The organism is Sulfitobacter sp. G21635-S1, assembly GCF_027213915.1.
Taxonomy (GTDB): Bacteria; Pseudomonadota; Alphaproteobacteria; order Rhodobacterales; family Rhodobacteraceae; genus Sulfitobacter.
This window is the reverse complement of record NZ_JAPWGV010000036.1, coordinates 33,542-46,170: the sequence shown is the minus strand read 5'-3', so window position 1 is coordinate 46,170 and position 12,629 is coordinate 33,542. Positions and strand designations below refer to the sequence as shown.

Annotated in this window: 13 protein-coding genes; 9 read left to right on the top strand and 4 right to left on the bottom strand. The window is 57.5% G+C overall.

The window, feature by feature from the left end:
- Positions 1-114 precede the first annotated feature (114 nt).
- The 9 genes from O4H53_RS24620 to O4H53_RS24580 all read left to right on the top strand — a co-directional run bounded on the left by O4H53_RS24620 (position 115) and on the right by O4H53_RS24580 (position 7,227).
- Positions 115-1,446 (top strand): DUF3560 domain-containing protein, encoded by a 1,332-nt coding sequence (locus O4H53_RS24620; protein ID WP_269367616.1) that lies wholly within the window; start codon positions 115-117, stop codon positions 1,444-1,446.
- Complete coding sequence (locus tag O4H53_RS24615) at positions 1,443-2,048, top strand: hypothetical protein (RefSeq protein ID WP_269367615.1); 606 nt, start codon at positions 1,443-1,445, stop codon at positions 2,046-2,048. The genes O4H53_RS24620 and O4H53_RS24615 overlap by 4 nt, the downstream gene beginning before the upstream one ends.
- A 218-nt stretch (positions 2,049-2,266) precedes the next feature.
- Entirely contained in the window at positions 2,267-2,611 is a 345-nt protein-coding gene (locus O4H53_RS24610) for a hypothetical protein (protein ID WP_269367614.1), read from the top strand.
- A 175-nt stretch (positions 2,612-2,786) separates the two neighbouring features.
- Entirely contained in the window at positions 2,787-2,942 is a 156-nt protein-coding gene (locus O4H53_RS24605; protein WP_269367613.1) for a hypothetical protein, read from the top strand.
- The gene (locus tag O4H53_RS24600; RefSeq protein ID WP_269367612.1) at positions 2,914-3,654 is read left to right on the top strand and encodes a ParA family protein; all 741 of its coding nucleotides are present in this window, start codon (positions 2,914-2,916) and stop codon (positions 3,652-3,654) included. Before O4H53_RS24605 ends, O4H53_RS24600 begins: the two co-directional genes overlap by 29 nt.
- Positions 3,655-3,667: 13 nt before the next feature.
- Positions 3,668-4,642 (top strand): ParB/RepB/Spo0J family partition protein, encoded by a 975-nt coding sequence (locus tag O4H53_RS24595; RefSeq protein ID WP_269367611.1) that lies wholly within the window; start codon positions 3,668-3,670, stop codon positions 4,640-4,642.
- A 10-nt stretch (positions 4,643-4,652) separates the two neighbouring features.
- A complete protein-coding gene (locus O4H53_RS24590; RefSeq protein ID WP_269367610.1) occupies positions 4,653-4,949 on the top strand; it encodes a hypothetical protein in 297 nt (98 codons plus the stop codon).
- A gap of 537 nt (positions 4,950-5,486) precedes the next feature.
- Positions 5,487-6,035, top strand: a complete 549-nt coding sequence (gene mobC, locus O4H53_RS24585) for a plasmid mobilization relaxosome protein MobC (protein WP_269367609.1) — start codon at positions 5,487-5,489, stop codon at positions 6,033-6,035.
- Positions 6,028-7,227: a relaxase/mobilization nuclease domain-containing protein gene (locus O4H53_RS24580; RefSeq protein ID WP_269367608.1), complete on the top strand. Its 1,200-nt coding sequence runs from the start codon at positions 6,028-6,030 to the stop codon at positions 7,225-7,227. Before mobC ends, O4H53_RS24580 begins: the two co-directional genes overlap by 8 nt.
- A gap of 16 nt (positions 7,228-7,243) precedes the next feature.
- On the opposite strand, the gene O4H53_RS24575 is transcribed toward O4H53_RS24580, so the two are convergent.
- Genes O4H53_RS24575 through virB11 form a run of 4 tightly spaced genes read right to left on the bottom strand, consistent with a single transcriptional unit; the run spans position 7,244 to position 12,627 of the window.
- Positions 7,244-7,585, bottom strand: coding sequence for a hypothetical protein (locus tag O4H53_RS24575; RefSeq protein WP_269367607.1), 342 nt, complete (start codon positions 7,583-7,585; stop codon positions 7,244-7,246).
- 22 nt (positions 7,586-7,607) lie between these two features.
- Positions 7,608-9,455 (bottom strand): LPD7 domain-containing protein, encoded by a 1,848-nt coding sequence (locus tag O4H53_RS24570; RefSeq protein WP_269367606.1) that lies wholly within the window; start codon positions 9,453-9,455, stop codon positions 7,608-7,610.
- 14 nt (positions 9,456-9,469) lie between these two features.
- On the bottom strand, positions 9,470-11,602 hold the full coding sequence (locus O4H53_RS24565) for a type IV secretory system conjugative DNA transfer family protein (RefSeq protein WP_269367605.1): 2,133 nt from the start codon (positions 11,600-11,602) through the stop codon (positions 9,470-9,472).
- Positions 11,599-12,627 carry a P-type DNA transfer ATPase VirB11 gene (gene virB11, locus O4H53_RS24560; protein ID WP_259966433.1) on the bottom strand — a complete coding sequence of 343 codons (1,029 nt, stop codon included), beginning with the start codon at positions 12,625-12,627 and terminating at the stop codon, positions 11,599-11,601. The genes O4H53_RS24565 and virB11 overlap by 4 nt, the downstream gene beginning before the upstream one ends.
- Positions 12,628-12,629: the final 2 nt, after the last annotated feature.

Here is a 12,629-nt window from a genome sequence, read left to right as displayed (position 1 = left end):
ACAATCCTCGGAAAATGCAAATATATCCGTTGCTTAGGGATAACTACGCAACTAATATCAAGTCATAGGGAGAGGCCGCAACGGCCCACCTTTCACCACAAGAGGAAAACAACAATGATCACAGCAACCTATTCGCCCGAAGACAATAAAATCCGCCTTTACCCGTCCGCCCGGCTGGATGATGAAACCTTTCAGCGGGTAAAGGACGCCGGTTTCAAATGGGCGCCGAAACAGGAGCTTTTCGTCGCTCCCAAGTGGTCCTGCAAGCGTGAGGATCTGGCCCTTGAACTGGCAGGCGAGATCGAACCGGAAGAAATGACCGTTGCCGAGCGCGCGCAGGCGAAAGCCGCCCGGCTGGACGCCCTTGCAGACAAACGCGCGGCCGAGTCCTCCGCCTATTCCCGCGCTGCTGACGAGCTTTCCCGTGCCTTCGAATTCGGCCAGCCTATCCTTGTGGGGCATCATTCCGAGCGCAAGGCCCGCAAGACGCAAGAGCGGATGCACAACGCCATGGACAAAGCAGTCAGGGCGCACAAGGCAATCGGTTACTGGCACTATCGCGCGGAGGGCGTCGAGCGCTTCGCCAACATGAAAAACGACCCCAAGGTGCGGGCGCGTCGTATTAAAACACTTTTGGCTGAACTGCGCGACTTTCAGCGCCGCTTGAACGGCGCGCACAAGGCCCTTGAAAACTGGGAAAAGCTGACAACGGATAACCTGATCCGCATGGCCCTGGGCCGCAGTGAAATGTATTCATTCAACCTTTATTCGGCGGTGGAGCGCGGCGACATGACCCCGCAAGAGGCACGGGAAAAGGCCATGGCTGGGGCGCGCTCGATCATCGAAAGCGACAACCTGGCGCGCTGGATCTCCCACACCCTCAACCGCCTTTCCTATGAGCGGGAAATGCTGGGGGAGGTACCGCGATTTGAGGGTGAGATTACTCCGACGCTCCTGCAAATGTTCGTTCGCGAGCATGGGGCCGACAAACCGAAGGGAGCTAAAGTGGATAGCGATCTCTTCACCGTCGAATGCAAGGCCCCCCTGCCCGCTCACATCGCGCAAGGCACAAGCGTTGAGCTGTCCGGCGATGAATGGCGTGACCTGATGCAATCTTGCGGCTACGTCCCCCCGGCCAAGAAACCGGCAAAGCCGCCGATCCTGAATATTAAGGCCGCCAGCGGGAAGATTTCTGTGGTGAACCCTTATCGCCGTGAGGAGATGATTTTACCTCAGGTCGAGCTGACCAAGGCGGAATATGCAAAAATCCACAGCGAGCAGCGTGGAACCCGCCTTTCGATTTGCGGCAACTTCCGGGTTCGGATTGCTCCAAACCCGAAACACGAGGGGCCGCGTTATTCGGCTGGCTGGGCTGCAATCCTGATCACTGACCAGAAGCAGCACGAGGCCCCCGCCAGCTTCGCAGATATGGAGGCGGCACAGTGAACCGCCCGAGCATTTACACCCGCCCGCAAAAGCCCCTGACCATTCCGGTCAGGGCGCGACGGGAACCCGAAGCCCTGGCGAAGATCAAGGCCCCCGAGGTGATCACCGTGGACAAAGTGACCGAATGCCACGTTACACCCGACGACGTAGCGCGCCGGATGGTGGAATACCTCGGCCCTATGGGGGATTATCTGACGCTTGAGCCAAGCGCAGGAACCGGCCAGCTGGCGCGCGCCCTCATCGCTTCGGGGCATAGTTCCCAGGAGCTGACGCTGATCGAGCGGCACACCAAACTTGCCGCATCGCTTTACGGCATCGCACCGACAATCAACCGCTGCTTTCTGGAGTATGCGGGCGACGTGAAAGGCCGGGCCGAGTTTCCTCGCATCATAATGAACCCGCCTTTTCGAGACGTCCGGAAGCACATCGCCGCGGCTCTTTCTCTTCTGGGCCAGGGCGGGCACGATGAACCTGCAACGCTGGTGGCCTTGGTTCCCATAACCTTCAGCCATGACGACGCCGAGGAATTGGAAGTCCTGCCAAACGACACTTTTTCTACGGCAAAGGTTCACACCAAAATCATAAGGTTTCGGCGCGGCTGATCCTTTGCAAACAATGATCCAGGTGGCGCGGAGTTCTGACCTTGTGTCCGAGCCACCAGTGGCTAGGCCCTGCCGAGTCAGCTAGTCAGAATTTTCTTTGTGGTGAAGAAACCAACTTGCCCCGCTTCGGCGGGGTTTCTTTTTGCCTTTTGGTGTCCCGCCAGATCAGGGCTTAAGCCCTGACCCGGCCGGACTGGCGCATTCGCGCCGGGGGCCGCTTGCGCGGCCCGAAATCAGAGTTCAAACTGAAAGTGATTTTTGTCCAAAAACTTCTTAGAGTATCGTTTTTTGGATTGATCACTTTTGACATGCAAACTAATATTAAATCATATGTAGCGGAGGCGGGTTTGAAATTCTTGCTAGTGGTGACGGTGATTGGGGCGGCGGCAGATGCGGAGCCTGCAAAATTTACTGCGGTTGTCGGTAGCCGCGCGGAATGTGCCGTGGGAGCCCAGGAGTTCTTGAGCAGTTTCGACCTTGCAGCAATCCGAAAACAGGAGGTTTCGTGCAAGCCTCTTGGTCAACCTTCGGGGGCTTTGGAGGTTCTGACCCGTGCTTACTGACGTCGAAAATGCGGGGAAAATGTTGTCCCGGACAACAATTTCAATCCAGGGTTGCGCAAGGTGTTGTCCCGGACAACATTTTCTTGAGTTCCGCCCGCTATGTAGCTAGCTATATAGCTATAAATTTTCGGGAGAGAGCATGGCTAAGCGGAGAACAACAACAGTGGGCATGAGGATGTATGACGACATGCACGAAGCCCTCAAAGAGAAAGCGCATCGCGAAAATATCTTCATGTACGAAATCGTAGATGCAGCGCTGAGAGCATATGGAATCAACCCTGATGAGGCAGGAGCAGAAGATAATGAAAACGATAGTCGTAGCGAACAATAAGGGTGGCGTGGGCAAGACCACCATCGCCAGCCAGATCGTCTATTCCCTTTCGGAGCGCGGACATTCCGTTTTGGGTGTGGACCTCGATAGCCAAAGGAATTTCTCGGCTTCCTTCGAAGGGGCGAAGACGCTTGGCAATGCGCTTGACCTGGTGACACGCGGCGAGGGCGTGAAAGCTGATCTGGAGAGCGGAGAGATTGGCGTCGTAACCGGCCACAAGGACTTGCAATCGCAAAACGCTGATGACGTGATGGCAAATGTGCAGGCCGGACTGGTTGGCAGTAGCGGTGCAGATTTCTGCGTGGTGGATACTCCTCCAAATTTTGGCGAGGCGGTTTATGGTGCGCTCATTGCGGCCGACTATCTGCTGGTTCCGATAGAGCTGAAAAAATACTCAGTTGATGGCATCGAGGGTGTTCTTGAGGCGTTGTACGCCGCGCAGGGCGTGAACCCGAAACTGCAGCTCCTGGGCATCCTGCCTTCGCGCTTTGATGCCGTGAAACAGATTGAGCGAGACGCCATGGTCCAAGTGGCGGAAGCTGTAGGAGACCTCTGTGTCCCATATGCAATTCGCAACCGCACTGCCTATGTCGTGGCGCAGGAAGAGGGCGTTCCGCTGGCCGAAGTGAAAACAAAAAGCGGCAAGGATGCCCAAGAAGAGTTCGGCCAATTTTTTGACTGGCTGTACGATAAGCTTGGCGAGGGGAAGTGATATGGCAAGGAACATGACAAGCACGCTGGATAAGCTAAGGGCGGCGGGCAAACTGGAAGGGCTGCAAAGCCAGAAGCCCGTCGGCGGCGGCGAACCCCTGACAATTGACATTGAGCTGATCGAACCCGACCCCGAGCAGCCGCGCCGCCATTTCGATCCGGACAAGCTGGCGTCCCTCAGCGCAAACATTGCTATTCGTGGTGTTTTGCAACCCATCACTGTCCAGCCAAAGAACCAGGACGGGCGGTACATTATTATCATGGGCGAACGGCGCTGGCGCGCAGCCAGGATGGCCGGACTGAGCAGCGTTCCAGTCCTCATTCGTGAGGCGACCGCGGACCTGCGCGCGATCCAGCTGACTGAGAACATTCAGCGGGATGATCTGACCACGATGGAAATCGCCTTGGCTGTGGAGCAAATGCGTAAAGACGGGAAGAAACGCTCCCAGATTGCGGCGGATCTTGGTTGGGGGCAGGCGCAGGTATCGCAATTTTTTGGCGTTATCGCGATGCCTGATGAACTTCAGGAACTTGCAAGAAACAACGTGCCTGTGCGCGCTCTTTCTGACCTTAATTCACTATGGAAGAAGGACGAGCAGGCAGCTCGCAGATTTGTTTCTGAAACTCCGCCGGAAGAAATCAATCGCGTCACAGTGGCCGGCTTGCGAGCGGAGGTCGAGGCGGGGCAGGGGGTGCCGCCGTCAGATGCGCCGCCTCAGGAAGCTCCTGCCGAGGACAAAAAGCCCAACCTCGCAGCTGGGCTGTCTGCCCTGTCCGGTGGAAATCCGCAGAGCGATGCTCAGGGCGGAAAGCGGTCGTCAAACGGCCAGGTTGCAATCCTGTGCCAGCAAGGCGATCAGATTGGCCGGATCTTGACCGACCGAAAGGCGAAGTCGAACAAAGCCCTGATGGTGAGCTTTGAAAACGGTGAACGTATTGAAGAGGTAGCTCTGACAGATATTGTGCTGTTTGAGGTGATCGAGCTTTGAGGTGAGAAAAATGGCCGCTCTACGATTTATGACTTGGAATGCCCTCTTGTTGATCCGGCGACCGTTTCAGTTCGTCGTGCGCGTTTTCATGTTCATTTCGCTAGGGGCGGCCGTTGTGAGTGTCGTCGTGATTTTCACCGGCACAGGGAACGAACAGATTGATGCCGACGCGCCGATTTGGGCGCGCGTCGCTGCGTCCGCTATCATGGTTGCCAGCTATTTTGCGTGGAGCGGGATTTCCTACTTGTTCGATAGCGCTCTGTTCAAGCTGACCCCAGAGGGACGAACACTTACCCTGTTCAACTGACCTGGCTGCTGAATGATGATGGGGGCGCGCTAGAAATAGCCGCCCCTTTTCTTTTGCGGGTGTCCGCGGCCGACCAGGTGCGCGCCTGCAGCCAATCACCTTCTTGAAATATCCTCGGGGGAGCGCGCGAAGCGCGCCGGGGGCAGACAGCCCCCGCAGCCGCCCTGGGCGGCTTTCGATGCCTGACCTTCCCACAAGTCGGCTCGCTTCCCTTCGCTTTGTGTGGGCGCGGTCAGCTCGCCGCCTGCAAGGCCCGCCCCTCGCCCCGTCCGGGAGCGGTCTGGAAAGCTCTGGCATCGAGGGTGCGGGGATCCGCGCGTCCTGCACAGATCACGGTTTCAGATAGGGCGGTTTCTCAGCCCGTCACCTTCGCAAAATATCCTCGGGGTCCGGGGCAGACAGCCCCGCCGCATTCTTGAATGCGGGCGCGAAGCGCAAAGGGCGAGAATCCCAAAATGTTGTCCCGGACAACACAAACGGTTGAAGGGGAGACTAATGCAGGATAGGCTAAGCGCCAGCATTGGGACACAAATTATCATGCCTCAGAAATCCGAAGTCGTCAAAAGCCGTGTGTCACCCGACAGCAAAGCCCGCTTTGAAGCGGTTGCTGCCGAGCACGGTTTGACCCCTTCGGAGTTTCTTAGACAATTGGTTGAGACTGTTTCCGGGGACGCTGAGGTTCCCAGCAGCAAGCCGAGCCAGGTGCGCAGGGAGGGCAAGCTGACCGTGCGGCTGGAAGCGAGCGTTCGTGCGCAGATCGAGCGAGAGGCCAAGGGACAGGGGGTTCCGCCCTCAACCTGGGCAGCCCGAATTTTGACAGCCCGTGCCTTGTCCGCGCCCCAGCCTGTTCAGGGGGAAAGGCGACATATCCGCTGGGGGTTTCGTCAGCTTCGCGGTGCTGCAACGAACCTGAACCAGATAGCAACGGCTATGAACCGAGGCGTTTTTACCGGCAGCAACTACGCCCCTACGCGCAATGAGCTGCAGGAGCTGCGAAACTCGGTCGCAAGCCTTCGGGACCTGTTGAGGCAATATGCTGCTGGCCGACTGAAATTTCAGCTTGGGGACGATTTGACCCATGAGTAATTTCAAGACAGAGCTTGGGTTTCAAGATTGCTGGGCGCCCCCCGCGCGTTCCGGTTCCGTCAAGTCGCCTGCGTCCGGGTATTTTTCGACGGGGGGAAAGCCCAGCCCCAAAGGCAAAGAACATCCCGAACAAGGGACAGCCAGGCAGGCTACGACAATTAGCGCCGCTGATAAGGCCCGTCTTGCGCGTGTCGTCAATAAAACGCCGGAAGTCATGGTGAAGGTGTCAAAGCCTGCGAAGGTGGACAAAAGCGGTAATACCATTGTCGTGAACCGTCGCACCGAGGGTATCAGGGTACGCGCGCATCTCGACTACATCAGCAGGAACGGGAAGCTCGACATTGAAACGAGTGACGGTGCGATCCTTACGGGGAAGGCTGCAACTGCCGCCTTGTATCATGACTGGATGAAGCGTCATGACGAGGATAGGGGCAATGGCGATGCAACCGACCGCACAAGGATCACGACCAGCATCGTCTTTTCGATGCCGGGAAACACGAACGCGACGGCTGTAAAGGACGCTGTAAGGGCCTTGGCCGAAAAAGAGTTCGGAGGACGCCATGACTATGCGATGGCTCTGCACACAGATACCAAACACCCGCATGTTCATTTGACGGTCCGGACTGTCGGCAACGACGGGGTTAAACTGAACCTTCGCAAAGCTGATCTTCAGCACCTGCGGGATGTTTTCGCGGAGAAACTGCGGCAGCGCGGTATAGAGGCCGAGTCTACGCCGCGCCATGCCCGCGGTGTCACCCGGAAGGGGGAGCGAACGCCGGTCTACAAGATGCGCCAGCGGGGAAAGACCCCGTATGTGGACAAGGCGAAGCAGCGAGAGGTGCGGCGTGATCTTCAGGAGAACGGTGGCCGTATGCCAAGCCGTCCTTGGGACGGGGCCATTGTCGAGCGTCGGAACCGGGTCATGAGAACGTACAGCGCGGCGGCGGCCTTGCTAGCTGAATCGCACGATCCCGAGGACAGGGCGCTAGGGCGGGCCGTAGCCGCGTTCTCTGGGCGATTGACGGACGTTACCACGGAACGGGGCGCTATGGCGCTCAGCGCGCCTGTGGAGCGCTCCGAGAAGATTTCTGGGGCCGGTCAGAAACAGCCCGAAGGTCGAGGTCGCGTGAGAGAGCGAGACGAGGACGAAAAACGGCCCGAGCAGTCGCGCGGGCCGTCAAGAGAACGCTAGGCTGAGGCGTCAGGATCTACGTTGAGGAAGCTGAGCAGTCTACGGGCACCCATCCCAAGTTTTCCAGTTCCGGCCGGGTAGGGTGCTTCATATCCGTTGCTTTCAGCGCAATGATGGAATTGCGATCCAGAACGCAGGGCGTTGCGGCTGCAATGATTTCCTCTTTGGGTAAGGAAAACGGGTTGAGTGGCCGTTTGCCGAAGATAATGGCGTGATCCGGGTCATAGGGATCATGGAAAACATCATATGCCTGGCCGGAAACCGTCGCGGTGGTGATGTTCGGCGCTGCCTTTGGCTCGTTGACAGAGCAAGCTGCGGTCAAGGCGGCAAGCCCAAATCCCAAGATTTTGTTCCTCATTTTCTACCTTCCTTTTTGAAAATTACCGTTCCCGGCTGCGGTCCTGTTGCTGGGTTCTTTCTCGCGGCTGTTCCTGGGACTGGCCCGCGCGTTTGCTAGATGTATCCGGGCTGGCCGGGCCTCTTACCCGAGCTTGCTCAATGATTTTTGAGACGTCCCCCGAGGTGAGAGCTTTCACAGCGGCTTGCTGTTTCGCACTCACATTCGGAAGCCGCTGAACATCGTACTGACGGCCAGCGCGGATCCCGTTTGCAAGTTCGTGGGACGCCATTTCCCGGACGGTTGCCCGGTCTTTGTCCGATACCCCAGCAGCCCGCATTTCCGCTTCGATCAGAGCCAGTGTGCTTGCAGCTCCGCGCAGCTGCGGATCGCGGGCAGCTTCTTTCTGATTCAGCCGTTCCTCCAGGCGGTCAGAATGCCGCTGCTGCTCTTGCTGGTGCTTGGTTCCGCTTTCAGCGTCCGGATTCTTCGCCATGTTGGCAGCCTCCTTTTTGATTTCATGTGAACCGGCACTCTCAATTACTGGCTCGTCTCGCTTCTGGACGGGTTCAACGCGGTTTCTGACTTGCTCCTGGCGTTCAATATCGCGAGCGCCCCATTCCCGCCTGAAGGTGTCTTTCTGGCGTTCCTCACCGGTCTTGGCGTCGCGTTCCGTGACCGTGACGGCCTTTTGTCCGTCGTCGTAGATTGTAGCCTTATCTCCGACCTTGAGCTGGTGCTTGTCGAGCATATCAGGAAGGCCAACACCCCAAAGCTTGTGAGAGCGGCCGTCCGCCAGCTCTAGGGACACATATGGCGTAGGGGATGCACCTTCCCGGTCCCGGTAAGGTGCTGTGCCGGTGTCTGTGATTTTCCCCTCTAAGCCCTTTTTGTAGTCGATCATCTGAATGACGTTTGACTGGCCTTTTGTCTGGGGCTCAGCCTGGGCGGTCGCATCGGATTGTCGGCCGGGAGAGGATTTGCCATTGTCTGTGCGTTCAATGACACGTTCGCCAATCAACTCAGCCCGGCGTTCGGCTTCGGCCCGGTCTTTGTCATTTGGCCTGTAGCCTTTGACCTCGATGCCCTGTGCGGTTCCCTCAATCCACATTTCCCGGCGGAACTCTTCCGGACCTTTCACCTTCATGGACGCCCAGCCTCGATGCGCAGCCAGCTCGATCATATCCATGGCCGTGCTGCGGTCCGCGTTTTTGGTGTGCAGGCTGTCGCCGCGATCCGAAATCGCTGGCCGTTTGTCGTCATAGGAGTGGAACAACTCTTGCCGGTTGGTCTCGCGTGTCAGAATGAACCGCTCTTCAAAGCTCTTTGGCATCGCAAAGCGTTCATCGTCCGTTTTTGCCGGTTGCGGTGCCGCTGGCTCCGCGGTTCCTTCAGGAGCATTGTCGAGAACCGGCGTCATTGCAGGCGGAGCCTCTTTTCCCGGCTCGCTGCTTTCTCTGATTTGCTCTTTGGCCGGTCGCGGTTCCTGAGGCTCTTTCAGGGTAACAGGGGCATCGTCAAACAAATCCGGCGTCTCAGCCTGTGATTTTTGATCACTACCTTCCCGTGCCTGGCCATGGGCGGTTATGTCCTTCTCCGCGATCCGGTCGTGATATGCTTTCCAGAACTGCAGGTCAGTTTCGCTCCCATTGTCGGCTTTCACCATTTCGAGGGACGGAGCCAGTTTGGAATGCTCATCGCCGTTGCGGCGACTGCTTGCCAAGGTGCGCGCGCCTTTATCGCTGGCCTCTACCACCATGGGCGCAAGCTCCCCGTTAGCCTCCGCAAAAGCTTTCCCGGCTTCGGCGGCCGTCGAATAGCGGGCCTTTTCGTCGGAAAGGGCATAGGACAGCTCAAAGCCCTGATTAACCTGGTTCTGTGTCTCAGCCATAATTACCTCTCAATCTATGCAACTTCGGGGCTGGGGAGATCGACGCCAAGCGACGAAAGCAGCTCCTTGGTCCCTTCTGGCGATGCTAGCTTTCCGGATTTCTTGAGCGCAGCGAGCTTTTCCCTCGCGCTCGAATGATCCAGTTTCAGCCGTTCCGGCATGATCTTGCCGGGGTCTTCAATTTCCTCGGTGGTCATTTCAACGCTGGCTGGCTGGCCGTTCGCAACATTCTCGTCGCGGTGCGCTGCCAGGACTGTGATCCGAGCCATTTCTTCCCGCAGCGCTGCAAGTTCTTCGCGGGTTTCGGCCTGTTCTTTGCGCAGCTCCTTGTTTTCCGCTTCGACCCGCGAAACCTTGTCATCGAGCGGGTTTGGAGCGATCGACGGTATGTCGGGCGGAGCAATCTTAGAGCGCTCCAAGAAAACTTCTTCGGCATAGAAGCGCAGCTTGTTCGCCATGACAGGCGGTTGTCCCGCGATGATCACAAGGGCTTTGGACTGATCCATTGCCAGCAGCTCCTGGGGCATCATCAGGGAGCGTTTTTGCTCGCTGGTGCTGACTGTGGTGCCTTTGCTGTGCGCCAGGTGCTTCGACTTGGATTCGCTTTTGCTTTCCATAGCCAAGGTGCCGAACCGTTCAGACAGATTGCGCGCTTCCTTCAGGCTTTTCGGCGTGAACACGACCTCGACACCCGCGTTGTCCATGTACGCCGCTGCGCCATCCGCGCCGTAAATGTCGGAAAGCTGAGCGGGCGTCTGAATGATCGTCAGAACCTTCAGGCCGTAGCCGGCGAAGTAACCGATGCCGCGCTTGAAGGACGGCAGTTCTCCAACGGCGGCAAATTCGTCCATGCACAGCAGAACTTTGTGCTTCAGCTCCGGATTGTTTTCCGGAAGTTCCTGCATGTTGGCGTCAACACAGGACTGAAAGAACAGGTTCAGCAGTGGTCCCAGGCGCCCGAGGTTGTTGGGGGTGATGCCGACGTAGATCGACATGCGCCGCTTTCTCAGGTCCGCGAAATTGAAGTCAGATTCCGACGTGGCCCGGTCGAGCATGGGGTTTGCGAACAAGCCCAGGTTGGCCGTGATGGTGGATTTGACGCTCTCGAAGGTGTTTTCAGACTTGGAGATAAAGTCGGTCAATGCGGCTTCTGTCTGCCACGACAGGGGGCGGTTTTCAGCCTTCCTGTCCGCGATCCGCTTCCGGAAAGTCTCAACGACATTGCCGCTCAAGGTGAGCTGCCGGAAGATTTCGCCCAAGGTGAACGGGAGCTCCGGGGTTTCTGCGAGATAACCGCCGACGCCGACGAACGCGGTTTGTGCAGCTCGATCAAAGAACGGGTCTTTTGACTGCACTGGAATGAAGAGATCGGCCAGCCGCTGCAGATCTTCAATCTGGAAGTCACCGCCGCGGCGAACCGTTGACAGGGGGTTCCAGCGGTGGGTTTTGCCAGTAGGCTCTAGCGGATCGAAGAGATAAACGTCCTGGCCGCCGCTTTTGCGGAACCCGGCCGTCAGCGTCCAGTTCTCTTTTTTAATGTCGAGGATCACGGCCGACCCGGGCCAGTTCAGCAAGTTTGGAACCACGACACCGACACCTTTACCTGAGCGCGTGGGGGCATACAGAAACATATGCTCAGGCCCGCCATAGGTTAGCAGGTTCTTTGTGGTCAGGTGGCCGGTGGCCGCAATCTTGACAGCTCCACCTTCCTCAATGTGGCGGCCCAGCTTGTCCACGGGTTTGCCGTAGTTCCGGGAGGGCAGGGGGCCGGTGAACCCGGCAATCAGCCCATTTTTGGACCGCAAGCCCGCGGCCTTAATGTCCCGATCCTCAGCAAAGCGAGCCTTGCCGTGCAGATCCTGTTTTGGCTTGTTCATCAGGAACGCCAGAACAATGAACAGGGCGGGTGCCAGTCCTGCGTAGCCGGAGAGTTTGACCCATTTTGACACCTCGGCCCCCGAGTAGTCAGAGAGGGCAATTCTGGGCCATAGAAAGAGATCCTGAATCGGGTCAAACGAGAGGTTCAAACTTCGGCTGAGAACGAAGCCAGACAGAGCCAAGCCGCCACCGATTGAAAGGAGTGCGCAGAAGCCAAGGAATGAGCCCTTGGCCGCTGGCGATAGGTCAGGCCATTTTTCAAGTATCATGACGTTGCACCTTCAAATTTCCGGCGTGGGTCAAAGTAGATTTCCGTGATGCGATACCGGCCGTTACCGCGCTTTACCTGCACAACCACATCGACCATCTGGAAAAGCATTTCCTTGATTTCAGCTCGCTTCAGATCGCGCCCCGCGTCACTTTCCTTCACCAGCAAGGCGAGCTGTTCAAAAGCCAGCATGGCCGAATCCGCGTGAATGGTGGTGATCGAGCCGGAATGTCCGGTGTTGACATTGCGTAGGTAATAGAACGCCTCAGCGTCCCGCAGCTCCTGCAGGAAGATCCGATCAGGACGCATCCGCAGGGAGCTTTCAAGAAGCTGACGGGCGGAGAGCTTCGCCTGGCCCTGGCCGTCCTTCGAATAGATCAAGCGCACATTGTTTGGCTGGGGAATGACCAGCTCCACAGTGTCCTCAATCGTGATGATGCGTTCGTGCTCTGGAATTACAGGGATCAGAGCTTTTGAGAAGGTGGTCTTGCCGGAGCCGGTCGATCCGGACACCAGAATGTTTTTCTTGTTCAGCACCGCGCACCGCAGAAATTCTTTCCAGGATTTTGCGGCATGGAGTTCAAGCAGCTTTTGGTCGACCTCGGACAGCGAATTGGTTTCGGTCAGAATTTCATCGAACATGCCCGACTGTTCGTAGTCGTCCAGGGTGAACGTGCGCTCAGCTGGCTTCCGGATCGTGATGCTGACAGTGCCATCCGGAACTGCCGGAGGAATGACAATCTGGATCCGCTCCCCGCCGGGCAGTGTGCCGGACAGGATAGGTTTTGTCGCGCTGATGGTTTGTTTGGTGAAGGTCGCCGCAGTGGTGGCAAAGCTGTTCAGGTGCGCGAAGGTGAGCGCGTCGATCTGTTCGACCTTCCAGCCCTCATAGGTTTCTATGAAAAGCTCTTGGGGCCGGTTGATGCACAGCTCAATAACATCTGGCCGGTCGAGGTGGTGTTGAATAGGAGCCAGGAAGGAAGCAAGCCCCGCTGGGGCTTGCCGGGGCGTGTTTCCATCGAGCATGG